The 26,231-nt window shown below is 70.1% G+C and carries 25 protein-coding genes; 14 read left to right on the top strand and 11 right to left on the bottom strand.

The window, feature by feature from the left end; all coding sequences use genetic code 11:
• Positions 1–55 precede the first annotated feature (55 nt).
• Positions 56–955 (bottom strand): DUF72 domain-containing protein, encoded by a 900-nt coding sequence (locus IE066_RS08180; RefSeq protein WP_189448529.1) that lies wholly within the window; start codon positions 953–955, stop codon positions 56–58.
• A 108-nt stretch (positions 956–1,063) separates the two neighbouring features.
• Entirely contained in the window at positions 1,064–1,363 is a 300-nt protein-coding gene (locus IE066_RS08175; protein WP_189448527.1) for a hypothetical protein, read from the bottom strand.
• A gap of 181 nt (positions 1,364–1,544) precedes the next feature.
• Here IE066_RS08175 and IE066_RS08170 point away from each other — a divergent pair, with 181 nt between their 5' ends.
• Entirely contained in the window at positions 1,545–3,965 is a 2,421-nt protein-coding gene (locus tag IE066_RS08170) for a TonB-dependent receptor plug domain-containing protein (protein ID WP_189448524.1), read from the top strand.
• A gap of 69 nt (positions 3,966–4,034) precedes the next feature.
• Here IE066_RS08170 and IE066_RS08165 read toward each other — a convergent pair whose 3' ends face one another.
• A complete protein-coding gene (locus tag IE066_RS08165) occupies positions 4,035–4,613 on the bottom strand; it encodes a BON domain-containing protein (protein ID WP_189448522.1) in 579 nt (192 codons plus the stop codon).
• Between the two features lie 192 nt (positions 4,614–4,805).
• On the opposite strand from IE066_RS08165, the gene motA reads away from it, so the two are divergent.
• Positions 4,806–5,666, top strand: coding sequence for a flagellar motor stator protein MotA (gene motA, locus IE066_RS08160; protein WP_189448519.1), 861 nt, complete (start codon positions 4,806–4,808; stop codon positions 5,664–5,666).
• 3 nt (positions 5,667–5,669) lie between these two features.
• Positions 5,670–6,797 (top strand): flagellar motor protein MotB, encoded by a 1,128-nt coding sequence (gene motB, locus IE066_RS08155; protein WP_189448517.1) that lies wholly within the window; start codon positions 5,670–5,672, stop codon positions 6,795–6,797.
• On the opposite strand, the gene IE066_RS08150 is transcribed toward motB, so the two are convergent.
• Positions 6,798–7,727 (bottom strand): peptidylprolyl isomerase, encoded by a 930-nt coding sequence (locus IE066_RS08150; RefSeq protein ID WP_189448515.1) that lies wholly within the window; start codon positions 7,725–7,727, stop codon positions 6,798–6,800.
• A 151-nt stretch (positions 7,728–7,878) separates the two neighbouring features.
• Between IE066_RS08150 and IE066_RS08145 the strand changes: the two genes are divergently transcribed.
• On the top strand, positions 7,879–8,307 hold the full coding sequence (locus IE066_RS08145; RefSeq protein WP_189448512.1) for a PadR family transcriptional regulator: 429 nt from the start codon (positions 7,879–7,881) through the stop codon (positions 8,305–8,307).
• Positions 8,304–9,239, top strand: coding sequence for a sensor domain-containing protein (locus IE066_RS08140; RefSeq protein WP_189448508.1), 936 nt, complete (start codon positions 8,304–8,306; stop codon positions 9,237–9,239). The genes IE066_RS08145 and IE066_RS08140 overlap by 4 nt, the downstream gene beginning before the upstream one ends.
• Positions 9,240–9,312: 73 nt before the next feature.
• Here IE066_RS08140 and IE066_RS08135 read toward each other — a convergent pair whose 3' ends face one another.
• Positions 9,313–10,554: a polyhydroxyalkanoate depolymerase gene (locus tag IE066_RS08135; RefSeq protein ID WP_189448506.1), complete on the bottom strand. Its 1,242-nt coding sequence runs from the start codon at positions 10,552–10,554 to the stop codon at positions 9,313–9,315.
• A gap of 70 nt (positions 10,555–10,624) precedes the next feature.
• A complete protein-coding gene (locus IE066_RS08130) occupies positions 10,625–11,233 on the bottom strand; it encodes a class I SAM-dependent DNA methyltransferase (RefSeq protein ID WP_189448504.1) in 609 nt (202 codons plus the stop codon).
• Positions 11,234–11,324: 91 nt separating this feature from the next.
• On the opposite strand from IE066_RS08130, the gene IE066_RS08125 reads away from it, so the two are divergent.
• Complete coding sequence (locus tag IE066_RS08125; protein WP_189448501.1) at positions 11,325–11,774, top strand: CopD family protein; 450 nt, start codon at positions 11,325–11,327, stop codon at positions 11,772–11,774.
• A 16-nt stretch (positions 11,775–11,790) separates the two neighbouring features.
• On the opposite strand, the gene IE066_RS08120 is transcribed toward IE066_RS08125, so the two are convergent.
• Complete coding sequence (locus IE066_RS08120; RefSeq protein ID WP_189448498.1) at positions 11,791–13,473, bottom strand: alkaline phosphatase; 1,683 nt, start codon at positions 13,471–13,473, stop codon at positions 11,791–11,793.
• Between the two features lie 165 nt (positions 13,474–13,638).
• Between IE066_RS08120 and IE066_RS08115 the strand changes: the two genes are divergently transcribed.
• Both IE066_RS08115 and IE066_RS08110 read left to right on the top strand, forming a co-directional pair.
• On the top strand, positions 13,639–14,964 hold the full coding sequence (locus IE066_RS08115) for a dicarboxylate/amino acid:cation symporter (RefSeq protein ID WP_189448496.1): 1,326 nt from the start codon (positions 13,639–13,641) through the stop codon (positions 14,962–14,964).
• Positions 14,964–15,458: an acyl-CoA thioesterase gene (locus tag IE066_RS08110; protein ID WP_189448493.1), complete on the top strand. Its 495-nt coding sequence runs from the start codon at positions 14,964–14,966 to the stop codon at positions 15,456–15,458. The genes IE066_RS08115 and IE066_RS08110 overlap by 1 nt, the downstream gene beginning before the upstream one ends.
• 52 nt (positions 15,459–15,510) lie before the next feature.
• Here the strand turns inward: IE066_RS08110 and IE066_RS08105 are convergent, their stop codons facing one another.
• Complete coding sequence (locus IE066_RS08105) at positions 15,511–16,146, bottom strand: C40 family peptidase (protein WP_189448490.1); 636 nt, start codon at positions 16,144–16,146, stop codon at positions 15,511–15,513.
• Positions 16,147–16,321: 175 nt separating this feature from the next.
• Positions 16,322–16,897 (bottom strand): C40 family peptidase, encoded by a 576-nt coding sequence (locus tag IE066_RS08100; protein ID WP_425488913.1) that lies wholly within the window; start codon positions 16,895–16,897, stop codon positions 16,322–16,324.
• Between the two features lie 94 nt (positions 16,898–16,991).
• On the opposite strand from IE066_RS08100, the gene IE066_RS08095 reads away from it, so the two are divergent.
• From IE066_RS08095 to hutG, 4 genes are all read left to right on the top strand, one after another.
• A complete protein-coding gene (locus tag IE066_RS08095; protein WP_189448485.1) occupies positions 16,992–17,471 on the top strand; it encodes an FKBP-type peptidyl-prolyl cis-trans isomerase in 480 nt (159 codons plus the stop codon).
• 217 nt (positions 17,472–17,688) lie between these two features.
• Positions 17,689–18,960: an NAD(P)/FAD-dependent oxidoreductase gene (locus tag IE066_RS08090; protein ID WP_229790708.1), complete on the top strand. Its 1,272-nt coding sequence runs from the start codon at positions 17,689–17,691 to the stop codon at positions 18,958–18,960.
• A 63-nt stretch (positions 18,961–19,023) separates the two neighbouring features.
• A complete protein-coding gene (gene gorA / locus IE066_RS08085; protein ID WP_189448481.1) occupies positions 19,024–20,379 on the top strand; it encodes a glutathione-disulfide reductase in 1,356 nt (451 codons plus the stop codon).
• 13 nt (positions 20,380–20,392) lie between these two features.
• Positions 20,393–21,202 carry an N-formylglutamate deformylase gene (hutG, locus tag IE066_RS08080; RefSeq protein ID WP_189448478.1) on the top strand — a complete coding sequence of 270 codons (810 nt, stop codon included), beginning with the start codon at positions 20,393–20,395 and terminating at the stop codon, positions 21,200–21,202.
• 7 nt (positions 21,203–21,209) lie between these two features.
• Here hutG and IE066_RS08075 read toward each other — a convergent pair whose 3' ends face one another.
• Both IE066_RS08075 and parE read right to left on the bottom strand, forming a co-directional pair.
• Positions 21,210–21,614, bottom strand: a complete 405-nt coding sequence (locus IE066_RS08075; protein WP_189448476.1) for a hypothetical protein — start codon at positions 21,612–21,614, stop codon at positions 21,210–21,212.
• 227 nt (positions 21,615–21,841) lie between these two features.
• On the bottom strand, positions 21,842–23,752 hold the full coding sequence (gene parE / locus IE066_RS08070; RefSeq protein ID WP_189448474.1) for a DNA topoisomerase IV subunit B: 1,911 nt from the start codon (positions 23,750–23,752) through the stop codon (positions 21,842–21,844).
• Positions 23,753–23,929: 177 nt separating this feature from the next.
• Between parE and IE066_RS08065 the strand changes: the two genes are divergently transcribed.
• Positions 23,930–24,400, top strand: coding sequence for a hypothetical protein (locus IE066_RS08065; RefSeq protein ID WP_189448473.1), 471 nt, complete (start codon positions 23,930–23,932; stop codon positions 24,398–24,400).
• Between the two features lie 129 nt (positions 24,401–24,529).
• A complete protein-coding gene (gene pyrG / locus IE066_RS08060) occupies positions 24,530–26,203 on the top strand; it encodes a CTP synthase (RefSeq protein ID WP_189448471.1) in 1,674 nt (557 codons plus the stop codon).
• Positions 26,204–26,231: the final 28 nt, after the last annotated feature.

The following is a 26,231-nucleotide window of genomic DNA, read 5'->3' as shown; positions in this document are numbered from 1 at the left end:
GGCAGCGGGGTTCCGCTGTTTCGCACCGCCGATATGGCGAAGCACTGCTTCGCCGTCAGCGGCGCAACAGCCGCGAAATCATCCCCATGGCGGCAGCGGGGTTCCGCTGTTTCGCACCGCCGATGAAGTAGACGTACACCTCCCGCTGCCCTAACGGCGCAGCCGGCGCGGTGATGCGCGGAACGTCGTCCGGCTCCCCGCCTTCCGACCACAGTTTCGCGCGGTCGAGCCAGGCATCCAGTTCGTCCGCGGCATAGCCGTCATGCGTCTCGACACGCGAACGCATCAGCCGCACGTAGACGACGCGTCCGGTGACGTCGCCGAAGGCCGGCATGTCCGGCGCATCGGTGAAAACGGTGGCCGCGCCGAAGCTGCGCGCGACCTCGACGTAGCGCGGATCGAGGAAGCTGGGATGGCTGGGTTCGATGACGTGCCGCAGCGGGCGCCCGTCGAGCGTGCGCGGCAGCAGGTCGAGGAATGCGGCGAGGTCGTCGGGGTCGAACAGGCGGCTCGGCGGCATATGCCATAGAACGGGGCCGAGGCGATCGCCGAGCTCGGCCAGCCCGCCGTTGAGGAAGGCCCAGGCCGCCTTGCCGCACCTGGCCAGCGGCCCGCGCTGGGTGATGTGCTGCGGCGCCTTGACGGAGAACACGAAGCCGGGCGGCGTCTGCTCGCGCCACTGCGCATATTCGGACGCGCGGCGCGCACCGTAGAAGGTGCCGTTGATCTCGATGGTGGAGAAGCGCCGGCTCGCGTATTCCAGCTCGCGACGGGACACCAGGCCGGGCGGATAGAACGTGTGCCGCCACGGCGCGTAGGTCCAGCCGCCGATGCCGATGCGGATGCCGTCGACGGCGGGCACGCCGCTGCCGAAAACGGCGGGCGCGGTGGAAAGGAACGCGGACGTCCGGGGCGTTCGGTCCGACAGCAGGATCTCGTGCGGTCGGCCGTGCATGGTCAAGCTCCGCCGTTCGGGCCGTACACGCGCGCGGGATCGCGCGGCATGCGGCGGTCATGCCGCCGGGCTGCTTCGCGTCGGGCCGACGGCCGCGCCATCGCCGCCTCAGCTGTTCCAGTCGCCGTCGTGCTCGAACTCGACGAACACGTCGAGGTCGTACGCGAGCGCCTCTACGGCGTCGCGCACGCGGCGCACGGTGTGGTCGTTGCCGGCTTCGATCTCGAGTTCGTGCACGCCGGGGCCCTCGTCGTCGGGCAGGCCGGCGGAGCTCGAATCGGCATCCATGCGCGGCATCAGGTCGGCGACTTCCTCGACGTGCTCGATGCCATCGATGCTCTGCAGCAGGTTGCTGATGGCGCGGGCATGATCGTCGCTGCCGGTCACTCGCATACGCATCACGGGCATGGTCGGGCTTCCGCTCTAGGACTCGAGAACGAGGCTAGGCAGCGGCCGGCAAAGGCCGCGTGATGGCAAAACGCATGCGTGCTGAGCGGTTCACCGTCGCGCGTCCGTCGGACGCGCATGGACGCGGAGGTACGGGACGCCTACATTCGCGCCGACGGATCAACCAACGGGGAATTCACAGATGCAGGGACCTTCTAACGACCTCCCGCGCCGCGCGCTGTTGTACCCGGCGATCGCGCTCGGCCTCGCCCTCGCGTCGCCGCATGCGCGGGCGCAGGACGCCGCGCCCGCCACGGCCGAGCCCGCCGACGCGGCCAAGCTCGATGCCGTCAACGTGGTGGGCTCGCGCCGCGTGCAGCGCTCGTCCGAAACCACCACGCCCGTGCCGGTGGACGTGCTGCCGATGCAGCGCCAGGCCGAGACCGGTGGGCAGTTCGACCTCGCGCAGTCGCTGCAGGCGACGTCGCCGTCCTTCATCTCGACGCGACAGACCGGTGCCGACGGCGCCGACCTCGTCGACGGCGCCGCGTTGCGCGGGCTCGGCTCGGACCAGACGCTGGTCCTGGTCAACGGCAAGCGCCATCACACCGTGTCGCTGGTGAACATCTACGGCGCGCGCGACCGCGGCAACACCGGCACCGACCTCAACGCCATCCCGGTGATGGCGATCGATCGCATCGAGATCCTTCGCGACGGCGCCGCCGCACAGTACGGCTCGGATGCGATCGCCGGCGTCATGAACATCGCGCTCAAGCGCCGCGCCGGTTGCGAGGCCGCGCTGGGCTGGGGCCAGTACTCGCGCGGCGACGGCGAGAACTGGCTGGCCTCTGCCTACTGCGGCGCGAAGCTCGCCACCGGCGGCACGTTCGCGATCACCGGCGAGTGGCAGGACCGCGGCCGCTCCAACCGAGCGACCGACGACAACCCGCTGCGCATCATCGGCGACTCCCAGGTGCTCAACCGCACCGTCTACCTCAACGGCGACCAGCCGCTGGGCGAGAACGCCACCGTTTACTTCACCGCCGGCATGCAGGACCGCGACGCGTCGTCGGCCGCATGGGCGCGCGGCGGCGTGGGCAGCGACGACATTCCGTCCCGCAATTCCGCCGACATGTACCCCGATGGCTTCGTGCCCTTCATCGACGGCGACCTGCAGGACCGCTACGGCATCCTCGGCGTGCGCGGCGATGCCGGCCTCTGGCACTGGGACCTGTCGCAGACCTACGGGTACAACGAGCTGCGCTACGACATCAACCACACGCTCAACGCCTCGATCGCGAATGCGAACGCCACGAGCGGCGGCCGCGCGATCAGCCCCGACCGCTTCGACGCCGGCGGCTTCTCGTTCCAGCAGGACACCACCAACCTCGACGTGTCGCGCTTCTTCGACACGGTGCTGCAGGGCATGAACGTCGCGTTCGGCGCCGAGCACCGCGAGGAGCGCTACCGCATCCGCGCCGGCGAGCCCGGCTCGTACATCGACGCCGACGGCGCGGGCGTCGGCGGCAATGCGGGCAGCCAGGGCTTTCCGGGCTTCCAGCCGGGCGACGTCACCGACCGCTCGCGCTCGAGCGACGCGGTCTACGTCGATGTCGAACTCGACATGACCGAGCGCCTCACCGCCGACGTGGCCGCGCGCTGGGAGGACTACAGCGACTTCGGCTCCACGCTCAACGGCAAGCTCGCGCTGGCGTTCCGGGCGTCGGACGCGCTGCTGCTGCGCGGCTCGCTCAACACCGGCTTCCGCGCGCCCTCGCTGCAGCAGAAGTACTTCTCGTCGACCATCACCGACTTCATCAGCGGCCAGCCCGTCGACATCGTGATCGCGCCGAACGACAGCGCGCTCGCGCAGGCCGCGGGCATTCCGTCGCTTAGGCAAGAGACGTCGAAGAGCGCGACGCTCGGATTCACCTGGTCGCCCTCGCGCGACCTGTCGATCACCGCGGACGCCTACCGCATCGACATCGACGACCGCATCGTGCTGACCGGCGAGTTCGATACCGACGATCCCAACATCGGCGCGATCCTCGCCGCGCGCGACGTCGGCGTGGCGCGCTTCTTCGTCAACGCGGTGGACACGCGCACGACGGGCCTGGACATCACCGCCTCGCACGAGGCCTCACTGTGGGGCGGGGTGCTCAATACGTTCCTCGCGGCGAACTTCAGCCGCACCGAGGTGACGCAGGTGAATGCGCCGGCTTCGCTCGCCGGCCGCGAGGACGCGCTGCTGCCCGAGCGCGACCGGCTGTTCGTCGAGAACGGCGCGCCGCGTCGCAAGGCGGTGCTGGGCTTCGACTGGACCGGCAGCGTGTGGAACGCGAACCTGAAGATCATCCACTTCGGGCCGCAGGAACTCGGCACGTTCTCGGGCACGGCGTCCGGCGTTCCGAACCAGCGCTACAAGGCCAAGACCTCGGCGGACGTCAGCGGCACCTATGCGTTCACGCCGAACGCGAAGCTCACGCTCGGCGTCACGAACCTCCTCGACGTGTTCCCGACGCGGCAGGACTTCAACGAGACCGACAACGGGCACATCTACGAGAGCGTGCAGTTCGGCCTCAACGGCCGCGCCTACTTCGCGAGGTTCTGGTACCGGTTCTGAGCTCGTCGGTCGCCCGTAACGAAAAACGCCCGCAGCGATGCGGGCGTTTTCGTTTCCGGTCGCGTCGGATTACTCGGCGCGCTCCTCCGGCGGCTGCCAATCGGCGTTCGGCGGCGAGCTCGAGAAGCCGCTGCCCGGCTGGCTGTTGCCGGCGCGCACCGCGCCGCCGGTGCCGAACGAGGCGGTGCCGTCGTCGACGCGGATGCGGTTGTCGATGTCGACCACGCCGCGCACCGATTCGGCGATGTCCTCGGCGCGGTGCTTCATCCAGCGCTCCGGCACGTTGCCGGTCAGCAGCACGTGGCCGTCTTCCGAACGCAGCAGGATCTCGCTGGCGTCCAGCAGCTCGTCGTCGGTGAAGCGCTCGTTGAGCTCCTCGGCGATCAGCGAATCCGAGCGCGTGGCGTTCTTGGGGCCGCGGCGCCCCGAACCGTGCATGGCGCGGCGGGTCGACTGGTCGAGCGCGCGGGATTCGCCCTCGCGCAGGTCCTGGCCGTAGCGCGGCTCCTGCGGGCCGCCGATCTCCGGCGGGCCGAACGAATCGTCGTGCGGCGAACGCCCGCCGCCGTGGTCGGTGACGGACGGCATGTTCTCGTAGAGGCGGGCACCGGCGTCGCGGTTCGGGCCCGTGTGCGTGGGTCGGTTCATGGTCGGTCGCTCCTGCGGAAGTAGCTGCACCGATCCTCCGGCGGCCGTCGTGATCGGAGCGGCAACGAGCTGCCGCCACGGCCGCTCGGCCCCACGCCGTGAGCGGCGCGTGAAGCGCCGCTCAAGACCATCGCCCGCGGGCCGATAGATCGGGCGTCCGCCTTTCCCCCGGGCGTTGCAGGAGTCACAGGGATGTACTTGATCATCGGCGCCGTCGTCGTCATCGCCAGCGTGCTCGGCGGTTTCATGATGGTGGGCGGCAAGCTGCTCGCCCTCTGGCACGTCAACGAGATCGTGGTGATCTGCGGCGCCGCGCTGGGTTCGTGGGTGATCGCCACGCCGATCAAGGTGATCAAGGCCTCGCTCGCCGGTATCAAGGGCGTGATGAAGGGCCCGAAGTACAAGCGCGAGGACTACGTCGACCTGCTCAAGCTCATCTACGAGCTGCTGGTGAAGATGCGCCGCGAAGGCATGATGGCCATCGAAGCGCACATCGAGCAGCCGCAGGAAAGCTCGATCTTCCAGAAGTACCCGAAGGTCCTCGCCGACCATCACATGCTCGACTTCATCACCGACTGCCTGCGCCTGATCGTGGGCGGCAACATGGCGCCGCACGAGCTGGAGTCGCTGCTCGAGTACGAACTCGAGACGCATCACCACGAGGCGCTTGAGCCCGCGCATTCGGTGCAGAAGGTGGGCGACGCGCTGCCGGGCTTCGGCATCGTCGCCGCGGTGCTCGGCATCATCAACACGATGTCGATCGTGGGCAGCGCCGCGCCGGCGGAGATCGGCGAGAAGGTCGCGTCCGCGCTGGTCGGCACCTTCCTCGGCATCCTGGTGTCCTACGGCTTCGTCGGCCCGATCGCGAGCGCGATGGAGAACCGCGCGCACGAGGACGGCAAGGCCTTCGAAGTGGTGAAGATGGCGCTGGTGGCCTCGCTGCGCGGCTACGCGCCGAGCGTGGCCATCGAGTTCGCGCGCAAGCTGCTGTTCTCGGAAGTGCGCCCGTCGTTCCAGGACCTCGAGGCCGACCTGAAGGCGGCCAAGGGTTAAGCCATGGCTGCGCAGCCGCAAGCCCCGATCATCATCATCAAGCGCCGCAAGAAGGGCGGCGGCGGGCACCACGGCGGCTCGTGGAAGGTGGCCTACGCCGACTTCGTGACGGCGATGATGGCCTTCTTCATGGTGATGTGGCTGGTCGCGCAGATGCCGCAGGAGCAGCTCGGCGGCATCGCCGACTACTTCAAGAACCCCAGCGCCGTGCAGGGCCGCACCAGCACGATGGTGCAGGGCAAGATGGGCCCCGGCGGCGCCGGCGACTCGCCGATCAAGATGTTCCAGCAGGTGCGCAATCCGCCGGGCGCGGGCGATGCGCGAATCCCCGGCGTGGGCAGCGGCAAGACGGCCGACGAGGAGGCGCGCAAGGCGCTGGAGCGCGCGGACAAGCGCAAGCTCGAAGTGCTGCGGCAGATGCTGGAGAAGGCCATCGGCCAGAGCCAGGCGCTCAAGCCGTTCAAGGACCAGCTGCTGATCGACATCACGCCCGAGGGACTGCGAATCCAGATTATCGACGCGCAGAACCGCCCGATGTTCGACCTCGGGTCGCCGACGCTGAAGCCCTATACGAAGCAGATCCTGATCGAGCTGGCGAAGTACGTGGACGAGGTGCCCAACCGCGTCGCGATTGCCGGCCACACGGACACGGCGGCCTATGCCGCACGCGTCGGCTACAGTAACTGGGAGCTGTCGGCGGACCGCGCCAATGCGGCGCGCCGCGCGCTGCTGCAGGGCGGCATGCACGAGGACAAGCTCGCGCGCGTGGTCGGGCTGGCGCAGTCGGTGCCGCTGAACCGAAACGACCCGGCCGACCCGAAGAACCGTCGCATCAGCCTCGTGGTGTTGAGCCAGGAAGCCGAACGCATCGCGGCCGAGAGCGACGCACCGCGCGCGGCGCACGACGGCCGTCCGGACGATCCGCCGCCGTTGCCGAAGTCGCTGGACAACACGCCGCGCGCGGGGGCGCCTGCGCCGGCTGCAGCGGCACCCGCGACCGTAGCGGTGGCGCCGCCCGCCGCGAACGCCGGCAGCACCGCCGACGCCACGCGCGCCGCGCTCGAGGCCGCGAACGCGCGCATGCCGCGGCGCGCGCCGGAGCACGCGCCGCCGCCGGTGGTCACGCGCTGATCAGCGCTTCGCGTCGCGCACGGGCAGCGGCACGTTGCACAGGTCGATGTGCCCGGCCTGCACCTTGTAGAACGCATCGCGACGGTTGCGGCGCGCTTCCACCAGCTCGGCGAACAACGGGCTGTCGGTGCGCAGCAGCTCGACCTCGGTGCGCTCGGCGGCCGGCACGTCGCTCGCCAGGCGGATCGACCTGATCGCGACGCGCTGCTCCGGCTTCTCGAAGAAGCCCAGCGGTCCGGTACCGCGCGGGATCGTCGACAGCCATTCCATGCCCTGCACGACGCGGCCGACCATCGACATGTTGCGGTCGAGCTGGCGCGGCGACTGGCCGGTCACCACGTAGAGCTCGGTCGCGTCGCTGGAGTCCGCGGCCTCGTTGCGGCCGGCGCCCACCGCGCCGTAGCAGTGCGCCATCCAGTAGGTGCCGGCCTTCGGATCGCGGCCCACCGGCATGCCCGCCGCGAAGCCGACCTCCGGCGCCCAGCCGTCGACGTCGGGAAGGCGCGTCCAGCCCTTGGCCAGCGCGGCATCGCGGCTGGTGAACTCCGCCGGCAGCTTGGCCTTCGCGCTGCCGATCGGCTTGCGCTTCTTGGCGTCCTCTTCCGGGTCGCCCCATTGCACGACGAAATTGTCCTGCGAGCGCACGATCGACAGGCCGTTCCAGTAGCCCTCGCGCGCGAAGGTGCGCACGTTGGCGACGTGCTGCGGCGCCAGCGCGGGCGCGAGCTCGATCACCACGCGATGGCCGTCGGCGAGGTCCATGTACAGCGTGTCCTCGGGCGCCGGGCGCCGCCAGTCGGCGGGCGTCGAGGCGTCGAGGATCTCCTGCATCGAGCGCGGCTTGGCGGGAGCGGCGGGTCCGGCGGCCTGCGCGTCCAGGCAGGCAAGGACGAGGGACAGCGGGACGACGATCGTGCGCAGCTTCGGCATGGCGGGTTCCCCGGAAATGTCGACCGATTCTGTCGGAGCCGGCCGGTGGCTGCACGCGGGCGGCCATGACAATGGTGGTTATGACCAATGGCAGGTTCGGTATATCGGACTTCGCACTACATTGAAGTCGTACCCAGGGTGAGCCTCCGCCATGTCAGCCGAACCCCTTACCGATCCCGACCAGCAGTTGCGCAAATTCCAGAAGGAGCTGAGCGCCGGCACCGTCTCGCTGGCACTGCTCGCCGTGCTGGGCGAGGCCCGCGAGCCCATGTACGGCTACCAGATCGCCAAGCGGCTGGAGCAGCTCGAAGGCGTGCTCTCGGGCAAGCAGAGCGCGCTCTATCCCGTGCTGCGCGGGCTGGAAGGCGGGGGGCTGCTCGAGAGCTTCGTCGAGCCGTCCGTGTCCGGCCCGCCGCGCCGCTACTACCGCATCAACGACGGCGGCCGCGCCGTGCTCCAGCGTTGGGCCGCCGCCTGGCGCGGCACCCGCGACTCGGTCGACGCCGTGCTCGGCCCGCTCGCCACCGCCCCTTCCTCCGACCTTTCCGATACGACCGATCTCCGGGGAGATTCCGCATGAACGCCGCCCACTTCCAAGCCGACCCGCTGCGTGCGCCGGCCACCATCGCCGACTACCTCGACCGCCTGCGCGCTGCGCTCGCCGGTGCCGACCCCGCCCTGGTGCAGGACGCGCTCTACGACGCCGAGGACTACCTGCGCTCGGAGATGGCGGCCAATCCGGGCCGCTCCGAGGCGGAGGTGATCGCGGAGGTGGCGGGCAGCTACGGTGCGCCCGACGAGGTCGCCGACATCTACCGCGACACCGAAGCCCGCGTGCAGACCGCGCTGCAGCCCCCGAAGCCGCGCAAGCCGCGCACGCCGCTCGGCCGCTTCTTCGGCGTCGCGCTGGAGCCGCGCACGTATGCCGCGCTGTTCTACATGCTGCTGTCGATGGCGACCGGCATCTTCTACTTCACCTGGATCGTCACCGGCGCATCGATGTCGGTGGGGCTGTCGGTGCTGATCATCGGCATCCCGTTCCTGATCCTGTTCCTCGGCTCGGTGCGCGTGCTCTCGCTCGTCGAGGGGCGGCTGGTGGAAGTGATGCTCGGCGAGCGCATGCCGCGCAGGCCGACCTATGTCACGCGCGAAGGCACGGTGCTGCAGCGCATCGGCGCGATGTTCACCGACCCGCGCACGTGGGGAACGATGGTCTACATGCTGCTGATGCTGCCGCTGGGCATCCTTTACTTCAGTGTCGCGGTGACACTGCTGTCGGTCGCGCTCGCCTTCATCTTCGCGCCCGTCGCGGTGCTGCTGGACGCGCTGGGCTGGATCGGCTTCAGCAGCACCGTCGAGGTGAGCGGCGGGCCGTATTCGCTGCCCTTCCTGTTCGTCGGCGGCATCCTGCTGCTGTTCACCACGCTGCACCTCGCACGCGCGGTCGGCTATCTGCACGGCCAGCTCGCCAAGCATCTGCTGGTGCGTGCGGGCGCCGCGCAGGCGGTCTGACCGGCGCCATGCCGGAATGCGAAAACGAAAACGGGCGCCTTGGCGCCCGTTTTCGTTTGTGTCTGCCATCGCGTCAGGAATGCTCGGCGAAGAAGTCGCGCAACTTCGGATATACCTGCGTGCGCCAGCGGCGGCCGCTGAAGATGCCGTAATGCCCGGCGCCTTCGACGACGAAGTGCTCGCGGTCGGCATCGGGGATGCCGAGGCAGAGCTTCTGCGCCGCGCGCGTCTGGCCCCGGCCGGAAATGTCGTCGAGTTCGCCTTCGACGGTGAGCAGCGCGGTGCCCGTGATCCGTGACGGATCGACCTTCTGCCCGCGCACCTCCCATTCGCCCTTCGGCAGCAGGTGCTGCTGGAACACGATGCGCACGGTGTCGAGGTAGTACTCGGCCGGCATGTCGAGCACCGCGTTGTACTCGTCGTAGAAGCGCCGATGCGAGTCGGCGTCCTCGAGGTCGCCCTGCACGAGGTTCTGGTAGAAGTCCCAGTGCGACTGGAAATGCCGCTCGGGATTCATCGCCACGAAGCCCATGTGCTGCAGGAAGCCCGGATACACGCGGCGGCCCGCGCCCGGATACGGCGGCGGCACCGGATGGATCAGCTGCGTCTCGAACCACCACATCGGCTTGTGGGTGGCGAGGTCGTTGACCTGCGTGGGGTTCTCGCGGGTGTCGATCGGCCCGCCCATCATCACGAGCGACTTCGGCGTCGCCTCGCCGCGCGCGGCCATCAGCGACACCGCGGCCAGCACCGGCACCGTCGGCTGGCAGACGCTGACCACGTGCAGGGTCGAGGCGCCGATATGGCGGATGAACTCCTCGACGTAGGCGATGTAATCGTCGAGATGGAACGGGCCTTCGACGGCCGGCACCATGCGCGCGTCGATCCAGTCGGTGATGTAGACGTCGTGGTCGCGCAGCAGCGTGCGCACGGTGTCGCGCAGCAGGGTGGCGTGGTGACCGGAGAGCGGCGCGACCACCAGCACGGTGGGCGACTTCGCGAGCGTCTCGACGCCGGCCACGTCGTCGGCATAGCGCTTGAAGTGCAGCAGGCGGCAGAAGGGCCGGCGCAACGCCTCGCGCTCGACGACGGGAAACGCGCGGCCGTCGATCTCCACGTCGTGGATGTCGAATCGCGGCTTCTCGTAGTCCTTGGCGAGCCGGTAGAACAGCTCGTAGCCGGCAGAGAACTGCTGCGAGCCGGGCATGGCGTGCAGCCAGCTGCCCGGCGCGCCGAAGGCCTTGCTCATGGCATCGGCCCAGTAGGTCATCGGCGCGAGCCAGGCGCGGCCGATCTCGTGCATCTGATAGAGCATGGCGTCCCCTTGTCGCGCCGCAGCATAGCCCAGCGGCGCGGGCCCGGACCGTGAACCCGGTCGGGCGGGTTCAGCCCGCCGTTTCGAGCGCCGCGGCCTGCCCGGCGAGCGCCGGCGACAGCCAAAGGTGCGAGCCCAGCGCGACGAAGCCGGCGGCCTCGAAGCGATCACGGTAGAAGCGCGCCGGGCGGCGCCGGAAGCCCGCGGTATCGCCCTCGACCGCGTCCTCGCGGGTGAAGGTCTCTAGGAACGCGATGCCGGCGCAGAGCTCGGCGAGGCCCGGCAGGCCGGCGTCGAGCTCGCGGGTGTCGAGGTAGTGCATGACGTCGCTACAGACCAGAAGGTCGGCCGGCGCGCAGGGCCGCAGCATCGCGAAGTCGCCGAACGCGGCGCGATGCAGGCCGCGGCGACGCCCGAAGCGCTCGATCGCGTACTCGCTGCTGTCGAAGCCGAGGTAGGACGCGCGCGGCCGCAGCTTCTTCAGCGCGGGCTGCCAGGCGCCTTCGCCACAGCCCACGTCGAGCACGCTGCGCAGCGGGCGCTCCAGCCAGTACTCGGCCGTCGCCACGGCCAGCGCGACCTTGCGCGCGAGGCGCGCGCCGCCGCCGATCGCCTCGCGCTTCAGCGCGGGATCTCGGTACCAGCGTTCGAAGTAGTCGCGGTCGTACTGCTTGCTCATGGCGGTTCCGGCTTGTCGTGGCGTGCGCGCATCGGCGGGGGTCGCCGGCGGGCGTGGCATCCTAACGGCCCCGCAATGCCGACGCCGCGCCATGGCCTATTTCTGGATCAAGACCGCCCATCTCGTCTTCGTCATTGCGTGGATGGCGGCGGTGTTCTACCTGCCGCGCATCCTGGTCAACATCGCCGAGGCCGGCGACGTGGCCGTGGTGCGCGATCGACTGGTGCTGATGGGCCGACGGCTTTACCGCTTCGGCCACATGATGTTCGGCTTCGCCTTCGTGCTTGGCCTGCTGCTCGCACTGGGCGGCAAGGTGATCGCCGGCATGCCGGTGTGGTTCGCGCCGGGCAACGGCTGGCTGCACGCGAAGATCGGCCTGGTGATCGCGCTGCTGGTGTTCTTCGGCGTCACCGGACGCTGGCTCAAGCGCGCGGCCACCGGTGGCGCGCTGCCGTCGGCGCGCGCACTGCGTCTCTTCAACGAGATCCCGGTGCTGCTGCTGGTGGCGATCGTGTTCCTGGTGCTCGCCAAGCCGTTCTGATTCGGCGGCGCCCGGCTCAGATCTTCGGCGTGAGCGACGCCGGCATCGACACCGGCACGCCGTTGGCGTCGCAGCCGCCGGCCCGGCACACGGCCTCGCGCAGCCGCGGCGTGGCCTGCAGCAGGATGTGGAAGATCGCGTTCTCTTCCAGCGAGCCGCGAACCGCCTCGCTGCCCGGGCCGCGTGCCCAGATGCCCACGTCCTCGCCGCCATGCGATTCGTTGGCCATCGGCACCAGCGCTTCCTGCATGTAGCCCGGCGCCGTCGTATCGACGTTGCGAAGGTCCGGTCGACCGCTGGCGGCGCGCGCATCGGCGAGCGCATGCGGATAGCGCTTCGGCCCTTCGGGCTGCTGCGCGCTGGCCCCCACGTACCCGGGCCCGTTGGCATAGCTGAGCGTGGTGTAGGGCAGCCCGAGCGCATCGGTCGCGTAGGCGCCCGCGCCATCGCCTTCGCCGCTGCTGCCGCGCACCTTGTCGAGGATGGGATTGCCGCGCACCGGGTAGCCGACGAAGTTCAGCGTGTGCGAGTGGTCGGCGGTGACGAGGATCAGCGTGTCCTCCGGGGAGGTCGCCTGCATGGCCGCGCGTACCGCGTCGCTGAGCGCGATGGTCTCGTCGAGCGCGCGAAACGCATTGCCTTCGTGGTTCGCGTGGTCTATGCGACCGCTCTCGACGAGCAGCACGTAGCCGTCGCCACTGCGCGACAGGCGCGAGATCGCGGCGCGCGTCATCGTCGCCAGGTCGGGCTCGCCGCCGGCGTCCTTCGCGCGGTCGTGGGCGTACTGCATGTGGCTGGGGTCGAACAGGCCGAGCAGCGGCGCGTCGGGGCGCGCCTGCTCGAGCTGCTTCGCGTTCCACACGTAGGCGCCGCCAGGATGTCGCGCAGCCCAGGTGGCGATGAGGTCGCGGCCGTCCTCGCGCAGGCCGCGCTGCCCGGTCCATTCCGGGTCCTGCGCCGTGGCGGGCATGAAGTTCGCGCGGCCGCCGCCCATCAGCACCTTCACCCGGTCGGCGAGCGGCGATTCGACCAGCTGACGCGCGATATCCACGCACCCGGCCTCGCGCGCGGCCTGCGGCAGCTCGACATCGTTCTCCCAGCCGCGGCTGGGCACGTGGCTGAACGTGGCCGCCGGCGTGGCATGCGTGACGCGCGTGCTGGTGACGATGCCGACATCCATGCCGGTCGACGCGGCCAGCTCCCACAACGTGGTGCGCGGATGGCGGCGCGAAGCCTCGCAGTCGCCGCGCGGCACCTCGGGGCCCACCGAGATCATGCCCATGCGCGTCTTCACGCCGGTGGCGATCGCGCTCATGGTCCCGGCCGAGTCCGGCGTCTGCGCGTCCGTGTTGTACGTCTTGCTGAGCGCGGTGGCCGGGAAGGTCTCCCAGCTCAGGCGGTTCTCCTCGCCCGGACCGCCGCGGCGCTGGCCCTCGAGGATGCGCGCGGCCGCCACGGTGGTGAGGCTCATGCCGTCGCCGAGGAACACGATGACGTTCTTCGCACGCCCGCCCATCGCGCCGCGCGCCGCGGCCTGCGCCGCACCGTCGCGGAACCACCAGTCGCCGCTCTCGGCCTTGGGCCGCTCGACCACCGGCACGTCGACCGTGTAGGCGCGCGGCGCGGATGCGGTGGACGCGCAGGCGGCGCAGAGCAGGGCGGTGGCGAGCGCGAGGCCCGGGGCGACGTATCGGGACATGACAGGACGGCCGTGGTGCGAAGCCGTCGATTATGCCGAGTGCCGGCGACGGCCTTCGCCGGTGGTGCGCAACGCCGCGTCCGCGGGACGCTGCGACGCCACGGGCGTCGTCGTTCCATTACGCGCACCGCGCTATCGTGCCGGACCGACCCATCGGCCGCGCCCATGTCCCTCGTCCAGTCCTGGCTGAAAATCCGCTTCTGGAAGCGCGTGCTCGCCGGCTTCGTGCTCGGCGCGCTCGCCGGTTGGGCGCTGGGGCCCGACGCCGCGAAATGGTTCGGCCCGCTCGGCGACCTCTACGTCCGCCTGATCAAGATGATCGCGGTGCCGCTGGTGTTCTTCGCCGTGGTCAACGCGGTATCCGCGCTGCACGGGCAGAAGTCGATGGCGCGCCTCGGCGGCCGCACGTTCCTGTGGTTCGCATTGACCGCGGTGATGGCCGTCGCCATCGGCCTCGGTGTCGGCACGTTGATGCAACCGGGCACGGGCGTGGCGCGGCTGGCGGTCGATCCGTCGTTCGTCCCACGCGACGTCCCCAGCGTGGCCAACGTGCTGCTCTCGGTGGTGCCGGACAACCCGTTCCAGGCGATGACCGGCATCGGCGCGACCAGGAACGCGGCCGGCGAGACGATACTCGCGCTCGGCAAGGGTTCGATCCTGCCGGTGATCTTCTGGGCCGGCATCCTCGGCTTCGCGATGGTGAAGCTGGGCGAGCGCGTGCCGCGCATGCGCGAGCTGATGGGCGAAGGCCGCGACGTGATGGTGCAGGTCACGCGCTTCGTGCTCGAGGTCACGCCGATCGGCACGTTCGGCCTGATCGCCGCGCTGGTCGGCGAATTCGGCTTCGAGAAGCTGCTCCCGCTCGGCAATTTCGTGCTCGCGCTGTACATCGCCTGCGCGCTGCACATCGTGGTGACCTACGGCGGCCTGCTGGCGCTGCACCGGCTCAACCCGCTGCGCTTCTTCAAGGGCGCGTTCCCGGCGATGCAGGTCGCGTTCGTCAGCTCGTCGAGCTTCGCCGCCATGCCGGCCTCGCTCAACGCCGCCACGCGCAACCTCGGCGTCGACAAGGACTACGCGGCCTTCGCCGTGCCGCTCGGCGCATCGATCAAGATGGACGGCTGCGGCGCGATCTACCCGGCGCTGTGCGCGATCTTCATCTCGCAGTACACCGGCGTGCCGCTCACGCCCGATCAGTACCTGATCGTGCTGATCGCCTCGGTGCTTGGTAGCTTCGGCACCGCCGGCGTGCCGGGCACGGCGGTGATCATGGCGACGGTGGTGCTGTCGGCGGCGAACCTGCCGCTGGAGGTGATCGGCTACCTGTACGCGATCGACCGCGTGCTCGACATGATGCGCACCATGACCAACGTGACCGGGCAGGTGCTGGTGCCGGTGATCGTCGCGCGCGAGACCGGCCTGCTCGACCTCGAGCGCTACGACGCGGGCCACAGCGGCGTAGGCGCCGACGCGGACGCCGAGGTCGCCTGATGGCCGGGCGCGACCGCGAACTCACCCTGCGTTTCCTCGCGCAGCCCACCGACGTGAACTACGGCGGCAAGGTGCACGGCGGCGCCGTGATGAAGTGGATCGACCAGGCCGGCTATGCCGCGGCGGTCGCGTGGAGCGGGCACTACTCGGTGACGGTGGCCGTCGGCGGCATCCGCTTCCTCGCGCCGATCCGCATTTCCGACCTTGTCACGCTGCAGGCCAAGCTGGTGCATACCGGCACGTCGAGCATGCATTTCGTCGTCGAGGTGCGGGCGCGCGATCCGAAGGATCCGGCCTCGGGCGACCGCCTGTGCACGCACTGCGTCATCGTGTTCGTTGCCCTCGATGCGCCCGAGGGCCGGCCGGTGCCGGTACCGCCGTGGACGCCGGCCGACGAGGAGGACGTCCGGCTCGCCGGCTACGCGCAGCAGGTGATGGCGTTGAGCCGCGGCATCGAGCCGATGCTCGAACAGATCGCCGGCCAAGGTGCCTGAAACGACGAAGGCCGCCCGGAGGCGGCCTTCATGCGGCGTGCTGCGTCGAGGCTCAGATGCCGGCGACGCGGCGGCCCAGCAGGAACTTCTGGCTCCAGTAACCCGACTCCAGGCTCGAGACGGTCACGTCGCGGCCGGTGCGCGGGGCATGCAGGAACTTGCCCTCGCCGATGTAGATGCCGACGTGGTCGACGCCGTGGCTCTTGGTGCTGAAGAAGACCAGGTCGCCCGCGGTCAGCTGCGCACGCTCGACCTGCTCGCCGGTGCGCGCCATTTCGCGCGAGACGCGAGGCAGCTCGATGCCCAGCGAGTTGCGGAACACGTAGCCGACGAGGCCGCTGCAGTCGAAGCCGTCGGTCGACGTGCCGCCCCAGCGGTAGGGCGTGCCCAGCAGCGCGAAGGCGCGCGACAGCACGCTCTGCACGCGGCCGCTCGGCTGCGGGGCCGCATTGGCCTGGCGCGCGCCCGGCACGAGGAAGCGGTTGATGTCCGACGCCAGCATCAGCGCGCGGTCGGACAGGCTCTTCGATTCCGGCAGCGCGGCGCGCGTGTCGGCCACGCCGTCGGCGCTGTCCGCCGCCAGACCCGCCGTGTTCACCGGATCGGCGAACGCGGGGATCGCCGCCAGCGCCAGAAGGGCGGCCAGGGCGGCGCGGGTGAAGGAGCGGTTGAAATTCTTTCCGGTCATCACCGGGACCTCACAAGTTCGTCACCGGGGCATCATGCCCGCCGGACGGACCCGTTTGGTTAGCAACTCGTTAGGCGGGGTCTATCGAGTGTGGTCGTCGTCCCAAAAAGGGACTTCAGCGTTGTGATGGCGGCTGTAGTCCAGCCGCTTGCCGCAGCCGCTCGAAACGGCCGTTTCAACGCAGGATCCGGCGTGCGCCGCGGAAGTGATCGCGCCAGTACGGGCCGTCGATCCGGTCCAGCCGGACGGTGCCGCCGCTGCTGGGTGCGTGCACGAAACGGCCCTCGCCGACGTAGATGCCGACGTGGCTGACCGCCGCGGCGTCGCCGAAAATCACCAGGTCGCCCGTGGCCATGCGCTCCGGGCCGATGCCGGCGCCGGTACGCGCGAGTTCGCCGGAATTGCGCGGCAGGGCGCGGGCGAGCATGTCGCCGTAGACGTAGCCGACCAGCCCGCTGCAGTCGAAGCCGGTCTCCGGCGTGTTGCCGCCATATCTATAAGGTGTGCCGACCAGCGAAAGCGCGCGCATGAGCACCGCGTTCGCCGCGTCGGGCTGCTCGGGCGGCACGCTCGGCCAGACCGCCGGAAGCGCGATGCGGGCGGGCGCCGAGGCACGCACCGCCTTGGGCGCGGCGCCGCAGCCGGCCAGCAGCACGGCCAGCGCGAGCGCTGCGGCCATGCTCGCTGGCGCGGGGAAACGCTTGCCGGGATAATGCGACCCTTCCATCGTCGGCAAGCTTGACCGCTCCATCACGGGGCTTCAAGGCCGCTCGTCCAGCCTGCCGTCGCATCCGCGGCCCCGCCGGCGCCACCCTTTCCGCCGCCGGCGGTTCCAGGATTTCCCCATGAAGATCGATAAGAACAGCGTCGTCCGCTTCCATTACTCCGTCGCCGAGCAGGGCCAGGAGTCCATCGAGAGCTCCGAGGGCCGCGAGCCGATGGCGATCCTCGTCGGCCACGGCAACATCATCCCGGGCCTCGAGGAGGCCATGATGGGCCGCGAGGCGGGCGAGAAGTTCGAGGTGGACGTGCCGGCCGCGCAGGCCTACGGCGAGCGTCGCGAGGGCCTGACCCAGCGCGTGCCGAAGAAGCACTTCGAGGGCCAGCCGCTGCACCCGGGCATGCAGGTCGTGCTCAACACCAACTTCGGCCCGCGCGCCGTGACGATCGAGAAGGTCGGCATGACCGTCGTTGACGTCGACCTGAACCACCCGATGGCCGGCAAGGACCTGCACTTCGCGATCGAGATCGTCGACGTGCGCGAGGCCAATGCTGAGGAGCTGGAGCACGGCCACGTGCACGGCGACGGCGGTCACCACCACTGATCGACGCGCCCGCGCGTGATCGAAAGGCCCGCTTCGGCGGGCCTTTTTCGTGACTGCGATTGGCGGGAGCGGAACGCGGCGTGTCCCCGGCACCGGCGGGTAGCGGGTCACCGCATGCGAAAATCGCGGCATCGTCGTCGGCCGGTCGGTATCGAGACGCGCGCAGAGCGCGTCGGCAGGCGGTCGATCCACCCGCGAGGACACGATGGAAACGCCAGTGAGCCGGTCGACGCAGGACGTGCCCGATGTGCTGGTGATCGGCGCGGGTGCGGTCGGCCTCGCCAGCGCGCTCGCGCTCGCCGAATCGGGGCGCTCGGTGCGCGTACTGGACGCCGGCCGCATCGGCGGCGGCAGCTCGCACGGCAACTGCGGAACCATCACGCCCAGCCATGCGCCGCCGCTGGCCGCGCCGGGCATGGTGCTGCGCGCGCTGTCGATGATGCTGCGACCCGACGCGCCTCTTTACATCCGGCCGCGCGTCGACCCGCTGCTGTGGCGCTGGCTGTGGCGGCTGCGCGGGCGCTGCAATGCGGCGCACTGGCGCGAGAGCGCGCTGGCGAAGGCGTCGCTGCTGGCCGACTCGCGCCAGCGGCTGGAGGACTGGGTCGGCCGCCATGCACTGGACTGCGAATTCCTGCCCAGCGGCGAGGACTACGTGTTCCGCGACGCGCGCGCGTTCGCGCACGGGCAGGAGGAAATCCCGCTGCTGCGCGAGGTCGGCATCGACGTGCAGTTGCTCGACGGCCCCGCCTACGAGCGCGACGAGCCGGCGATGCGGCCGGGCGTCGCGGGCGCGATCCGCTTCGACGGCGATGCCGCGCTGCGGCCCGACCGCTACGTGGCCGAGCTCGCACGTGTGGCGCGCGCGAAGGGCGTCGTGATCGAGGAGCACCGCGCGGTGACCGCGCTGCAGGCCATGCGCGACGGTTTCGAGGTCGAGACCGCGGCCGGGCGCGTGCCGGCTCGGCGGGTGGTGGTCGCCACCGGTGCCTGGTCGGCGCGGTTCGCGCGCAGCCTGGGCCTGCCGTGGCTGGCACGCACGATCCAGCCGGGCAAGGGCTACTCGATCACCTACGACCCGCCGTCGTGGGCGCCGCGCCGCCCGCTGGTGCTGCGCGAGCGCGCGGTCTGCGTGACCGCCTGGGGCAGCGGCTACCGGCTCGGCAGCACGATGGAGTTCTCCGGTTTCGACGAGCGCCTCAACGAGCGTCGCCTCGGCGCGCTGGAGCGAGGCGCGGCCGAGTACCTGCGCGAACCGGTCGGCCCCCGCGTGCGCGAGCGCTGGTACGGCTGGCGCCCGATGTCGCTGGACGACGTGCCGCTGATCGGCGCGGTGCCGGGCCGACCGGGCCTGTGGCTGGCGACCGGGCACGGGATGATGGGCATCGGCATGAGCGCGGGCACCGGCCAGTTGCTGGCGGACCTGATGGCCGGGCGCGCGCCCGCGATCGACCCTGCGCCGTACCGCCCCGACCGTTTCGTGCACTGACACGCCGCGCGGCCGTGACGCGTTGTCGGGCCTAATGGCGGCAATGCTGCTGACCTACCGGACATGCCCCAACACAACGACTTCGATCTGATCGTCATCGGCGGCGGCTCCGGCGGCCTTGCCGGCGCCTTCCGCGCGGCCGAGCACGGCGCGCGCGTCGCGCTGCTCGAACCCGCCGCGCTCGGCGGCACCTGCGTCAACGTCGGCTGCGTGCCCAAGAAGGCGATGTGGCTGGCCGCCGAAGTGGCCGGCAAGCTGCGGCAGGCGTCGGTCCTGGGCTTCGACGCGCCCGACTGCGCGCTCGACTGGTCGACCTTCATCGGCCATCGCCAGCGCTACATCGAGGGCATCCATGCCGCCTACCGCCGTCGACTCGACGCTGCCGGCATCGCGCTGATGCCTACTCGCGGGCGGCTGCTGGATGCGCGGCGCGTCGTCACCGACGAGGGCCTGGTGTTGTCGGCCTCGCACGTTCTGCTCGCCACCGGCGGCCAGCCGGTGCGGCCCGATATCCCGGGTGCCGAGCTGGGCGGCGTGTCCGACGACTTCTTCACCTGGCGTGATGCGCCGGCCAGCGTCGCCGTGGTTGGCGGCGGCTACATCGCGGTCGAGCTCGCGGGCGTGCTGCAGGCGCTGGGCAGTCACGTGACGCTGCGCGTGCGCGGCCAGCGCGTGCTGGACGGCTTCGACGACGAGATCGCCGCGCAGCTCGTCGAGGACTACCGCCATCTCGGCGTGGACTGCCGCCTGTCCACCGCCACCACCGCGATCGAGCGGGTCGACGGCGGCCTGCGCCTGCGCGACGGCGCGGGTGAGTGGAGCGAGCCGGTCGACCGGGTGCTGTTCGCGACCGGGCGGCGGCCGAACCTCGTGGGCCTCGGCCTCGACGCGGCCGGCATCGCGCTGGACGCGCGCGGTTTCGTGCCCGTCGACGCGCATTTCCGCACCGCGGTGGACGGTGTCTACGCGGTCGGCGACATCACCCCGGCACCCGCGCTGACGCCGGTGGCGATCGCGGCGGCGCGTCGCCTGATGGACCGCGTGTTTGGTGGCCGCGAGCGCGCACCGCTGGCGCTCGACGACGTGCCGACCGTGGTGTTCTCGCATCCGCCGATCGGGCGCGTCGGCCTGTCGGAAGCACAGGCCCGCGCGCGCTTCGGCGATGACGTGCAGGTGCTGCGCGCGGGCTTCCGCCCGATGCTGCATGCGCTCGCCGGCTCGCCGCAGCGCAGCCTGTTCAAGATCGTCTGCACCGGCGAGGCGCGACGCGTGGTCGGCCTGCACCTGCTCGGCGAGGCCGCCGATGAGATGCTGCAGGGTTTCGCGGTCGCCATGCGCCGCGGCCTTACGCTGGACGACCTGCACGATACGATCGCGATCCATCCCACCAGTGCCGAGGAAGTCGTGCTCATGCGTTGAGCGCGCCATCGCGATGAACGACAACGACGTCGTCAGCACCGAGACATACACGCTCTACCGCGGCCGCGCGCCGTTGTTGGTGAGCCTGCCGCACGACGGCAGCGAGATTCCGACCGATCTCGCCTCGCGCATGACACCGCACGCGCAGCGCGCGCCCGACACCGACTGGCACGTCTCGCGCCTGTACGCTTTCGCACGCCACGAGCTCGGCGCGTCGATGCTGGTGCCGCGCTACTCGCGCTACGTCGTCGACCTCAACCGTCCGCCGGACGATACCTCGCTGTATCCCGGCCAGAACACGACGGGCCTGTGCCCCGCGCGCTGCTTCAGCGGCGATGATGTCTATGTCGACGGTGCGCAGCCGGACGAGGCCGAGGTCGCGCGGCGTGTCGACACGTACTGGCGTCCGTATCACGAGGCGCTGGCGGCGGAACTCGCGAGGCTGCGCGCCGCGCATGGCCGCGTGCTGCTGTGGGAAGGCCATTCGATCCGCGGAAGCGACCTGCCGTTCCTGTTCGAGGGGCGGCTGCCCGACCTCAATCTCGGAACGTCGGGCGGCGCGAGCTGCCGGCCGGCGATCCAGCAGTCACTCGAACTCGTGCTCGGCCGCCAGCACGCGTTCGACTGGGTGGCCAACGGGCGTTTCCGCGGCGGTTACATCACCCGCCATTACGGCCGGCCCGATGACGGCGTCGACGCCGTGCAGCTGGAAACCAGCCAGCGCACCTACATGGACGAGATGACGACCGACTACGACGACGAGGCCGCCGCACGGCTGCAGCCGCTGCTGTCGGAAATGCTGCGCGCCGCGCTCACGGCCTGACGCGCGTCTACCAGAGGCAGTCCTTGCAGCGGCGCTCGATCTGCGACACCACGCGGCCGAGGCCGTCGTGCGTGCGCAGCAGCGCCCGCGGCTTGTCGCCCAGCGACGGCTCGACGGCGTCCAGCCACTGGTTGGCCTGGTCGACCGAGCCGTAGACATCGCCCAGCGCACGCTGCAGCCGCACCAGCAGCAGCACGCGCGTCGCAAGCGCGCTGCCCGACTGGATACGCGCGCCGCCGGACCGGATGGACGCGGCGGTCGATGCGTCGATCTCCAGCAGCGCCTCGAGATCCGGCGCCGACAGCCCGAGCCCCGCCGCCGCGCGGCGCGCGTCGAGCGCGAGCGCCTCGGAGGACTCGCGCGCATTGCCGCGACGGACATCGACGGCCTGGGTCAGGGCATGGGTCTGCATGCCGTCAGCCTCGGCCATGGGCGATGACGGGGCCGTCGAATTCGACGAGATGACGGGGGGATCGTTCATCGATGGCGGGGCACATTCGCGTGGCATCAGCCCCGGCCGGTGCGCGCATCATCGCAGCCCTCGGCGTCCTTCAGGGCCGCCGCGATGCTCCTTGCGTATCGAATGCGGCAAGAAAAAGCCCGCCGAAGCGGGCCTTCTCGTCAACATGATCGACCAACTCAGACCTCGAGCGTCGCCAGGTCGCCCTTGGACTCCAGCCATGCCTTGCGGTCGGAGGCACGCTTCTTCGCCAGCAGCATGTCCATCAGCGCCTGGGTGGCGTCCTGGTCGTCGACGGTGAGCTGGACGAGGCGGCGCGTGTCCGGATGCATCGTCGACTCGCGCAGCTGCTCGGGGTTCATCTCGCCGAGGCCCTTGAAGCGGGTGACGCTGATCGCGCCCGTCGGCGTGCCCTTCTTCTTGGCCGCGCGGTCGCGTTCGATGCGGTCGATGAGGATGCGCTTCTCCTCCTCGTCCAACGCATAGAACACCTGCTTGCCGACGTCGACGCGGAACAGCGGCGGCATGGCGACGAACACGTGGCCGGCGGCGACGAGCGCGGGGAAGTGCTTGAGGAACAGCGCCGACAGCAGCGTGGCGATGTGCAGGCCGTCGGAGTCGGCGTCGGCGAGGATGATCACCTTGCCGTAGCGCAGGCCGGTGAGGTCGTCCTTGCCGGGATCGCAGCCGATGGCGACAGCCAGGTCATGCACTTCCTGCGACGCCAGCACGCCGCTGGACGCGACTTCCCAGGTGTTGAGGATCTTGCCGCGCAACGGAAGGATGGCCTGGAAGTCTTTTTCGCGGGCTTGGCGCGCGCTTCCGCCCGCCGAGTCGCCCTCGACGAGGAACAGCTCGGTGCGCGAGAGATCCTGCGAGGCGCAGTCGGCGAGCTTGCCGGGCAGGGCGGGCCCCTGCGTGACCTTCTTGCGCAGCACCACCTTCTCGCTCTTCAGGCGAGCCGCGGCGCGCTCGATCGCCAGCTGCGCGATCTTCATGCCGAGGTCGACGTGCTGGTTGAGCCAGAGCGAGAACGCGTCATGCGCGGCCGATTCGACGAAGCCCGCGGCCTGGCGCGACGACAGCCGTTCCTTGGTCTGCCCCGAGAACTGCGGGTCGGTCATCTTGATCGACAACACGAACGCGACCCGGTCCCACACGTCTTCCGGCGCGAGCTTCACGCCGCGCGGCAGCAGGTTGCGGAAGTCGCAGAACTCGCGCAGCGCGTCGGTAAAGCCCGTACGCAGGCCATTGACGTGCGTGCCGTGCTGCGCGGTCGGGATCAGGTTGACGTAGCTCTCCTGGACCAGCTCGCCTTCCGGCACCCAGGCCGCGGCCCAGTCCACGACCTCGGTTTCCTTCGCGAGATGGCCGACGAACAGCTGTTGCGGCAGCGCCTCGCGCTCGCCGAGCTCGCCGCGCAGGTAGTCACGCAGGCCGTCCTCGAAATACCACTCGTCGCGCTCGCCGGTGCTCTCGTCGATCAGGCGGACGGTCAGGCCCGGGCAGAGCACGGCTTTTGCGCGCAGCAGGTGGCGCAGTGCGCGGACGTTGATCTTCGGCGTGTCGAAGTACTTCGGGTCCGGCCAGAAATGCACGCGCGTGCCGGTGTTCTTCTTGCCGACGCTGCCGATGACCTCCAGTGGCGAGTCGCGGAAGCCGTCCTTGAACGTCATCCGGTACTCGTTGCCGTCGCGCTTGATGCGCACGTCGACGAGCGTGCTGAGCGCGTTGACCACGCTTACGCCGACGCCGTGCAGGCCGCCGGAGAACGTGTAGTTGTTGCCGCTGAACTTACCGCCCGCGTGCAGGCGGGTGAGGATCAATTCGACGCCGGGGATCTTCTCTTCCGGGTGGATGTCGACCGGCATGCCGCGGCCGTCGTCCTGCACGGAGCAGCTGCCGTCGGCGTGGAGCGTGACCTCGATGGTCTTCGCGTGGCCACCCAGGGCTTCGTCGACGGAGTTGTCGATGACCTCCTGGGCGAGGTGGTTGGGGCGGGCGGTGTCCGTGTACATGCCCGGGCGGCGCTTGACCGGGTCCAGCCCGGACAGCACCTCGATGTCGGCGGCGTTGTATCGCTTGTTCATTAGTCGAAATGCTAACAGAGCGCGTCGCACGGGCTTAGACCCGTCAACGAAAGATGAACGTCCGGTTGCAAGCTTAATTTCCGTTTCACGCGAGGGTTATGGGGAGGCCGCGTACGGTTCGCCCCCGAACGACGGCCCGTGACGGCCGCGTTCGTATCCCCCATGAAAGGAGGCTCCATGAAGAACCGCATTCTCGCCGCTTCGGTCCTGACCGCCCTTGCCCTGCCGGCTCTCGCCCAGGTCGCCGCGCCGGTCCCGGCACCGACGACCCCGCCGGTGGCCAACGCCCCGGTCGGCTCGACGGCCACCGGCAGCGAAGCGGTCGACGCCGTGACCGGTGCGGCCACCACGCCGCCGACGGCCACCGATGGCACGAAGCCGCGCACCGCCGCCACCACGACGACCACCACGATCCCGCCCGTGACCGGCGCCACGTCCACCACCGTCGACCCGGTGACGGGCACGACGACCACGACGGGTACCGCGTCGACCACCACGAGCGGCACCGTCGGTACGACGGCTACGACCACCACCACGTCGAACGACGACGCGCTGGCAGGCACCGGCCAGCTCAGCGAAAAGGCGGCAGCCGACAAGGACGCCAAGGACAAGGACAAGCGCGCCAAGAGCAAGGCCAAGCGCAAGTAAGCGTCCTGCCATGCGTCACGCCGCGCCCCGGTTCGCCGGGGCGCGGTCGTTTCCGGGCGTCGCGACGCGCCGGGTTAGCCCTCGGGCGAGCGGCCCGGTAAACTACGGGTTTCCAGCGCACCCCTGCCCATGACTTCCCCAAGCCATGTAACGCCGCTCGTGTTCGTCACCGGCGGCGTGGTGTCCTCGCTCGGCAAGGGCATCGCGGCGGCCTCGCTCGCGGCCATCCTCGAAGCGCGCGGCCTGCGCGTGACGATGATGAAGCTCGACCCGTACATCAACGTCGATCCGGGCACCATGAGCCCGTTCCAGCACGGCGAGGTGTACGTCACCGACGATGGCGCCGAAACCGACCTCGACCTCGGCCACTACGAGCGCTACGTGCGCACGCGGCTGAGCCGAAAGAACTCGATCACCACTGGCCGCATCTACGAATCGGTGATCCGCAAGGAGCGCCGCGGCGACTACCTCGGCGGCACGGTGCAGGTGATCCCGCACATCACCGACGAGATCAAGCGTGCGATCGTCGACGCGACGGACGGCTACGACATCGGCCTGGTCGAGATCGGCGGCACGGTGGGCGACATCGAGTCGCTGCCCTTCCTCGAGGCGATCCGCCAGCTGCGCAGCGAGCGTGGCCCCGAGTCGACGCTGTTCATGCACCTCACGCTGGTGCCGTGGATCGCCGCCGCCGGCGAGCTCAAGACCAAGCCGACGCAGCACTCGGTCAAGGAGCTGCGCTCGATCGGCATCCAGCCCGACGTGCTGCTCTGCCGCAGCGAGCAGCCGCTGCCGGATTCCGAGCGCCGCAAGATCGCGCTGTTCACCAACGTGTCCGAGCGCGCCGTGATCTCGGCGATCGACCTCGACAACATCTACAAGATGCCCCGCTTCTTCCACGAGCAGGGCCTGGACGACATCGTCATCCGCCGCCTCGGCCTTCAGGCCGGCCCGGCCGACCTCGCCGAATGGGACGCGGTTCTGGACGCCAGCGAGCATCCGGACGACGAGGTCACGATCGGCGTGGTCGGCAAGTACGTCGACCATCAGGACGCGTACAAGTCGGTCGCCGAGGCGCTCAAGCACGGCGGCCTGCGCCAGCGCACGCGCGTGCGGCTGAAGTGGCTGGAATCCAGCGATGTCGAGAAGCAGGGCGAAGCGGTGCTGGCCGATGTCGACGGCATCCTGGTGCCCGGCGGCTTTGGCGACCGCGGCTTCGAGGGGAAGGTGCTTACTTCGAAGTTCGCGCGCGAGCATGGCGTGCCGTACTTCGGCATCTGCTACGGCATGCAGGCGGCGGTGGTCGACTACGCGCGCAACGTCTGCGGACTCGAAGGCGCCAACAGCACCGAGAACGACAAGCACTCGCCGCACCCGGTGATCGGCCTGATTACCGAGTGGCGCACCCAGACCGGCGACGTCGAGCGCCGCAGCGAGGAGAGTGACCTCGGCGGCACCATGCGCCTGGGCCTGCAGGACCAGCGCATCAAACCCGGCACGCTCGCACACGAGATGTACGGCAGCACGGTGGTCGGCGAGCGTCATCGCCATCGCTACGAGTTCAACAACCGCTACCGCACGCAGCTCGAGGACGCCGGCCTGGTCATCTCGGCCAAGTCGATGGACGACCTGCTGGTGGAGATGGTGGAGCTGCCGCGCGATGCGCATCCGTGGTTCCTGGCCTGCCAGGCGCACCCGGAATTCCTCTCGACGCCGCGCGACGGGCATCCGCTTTTCATCGGTTTCATCCGCGCCGCGCGCGAGCATCGCAAGCGCGCCGGCGCGCGGGCCCCGCAGGCCTGACGCGCATGGCCGTCCCCCTTTCCAGCGC

Origin of the sequence: Cognatilysobacter xinjiangensis (assembly GCF_014651995.1) — a bacterium.
GTDB classification, from domain to species: Bacteria; Pseudomonadota; Gammaproteobacteria; order Xanthomonadales; family Xanthomonadaceae; genus Cognatilysobacter; species Cognatilysobacter xinjiangensis.
Note: the sequence above shows the minus strand (reverse complement) of the source record. Positions and strands in the feature narration are given on the sequence as shown.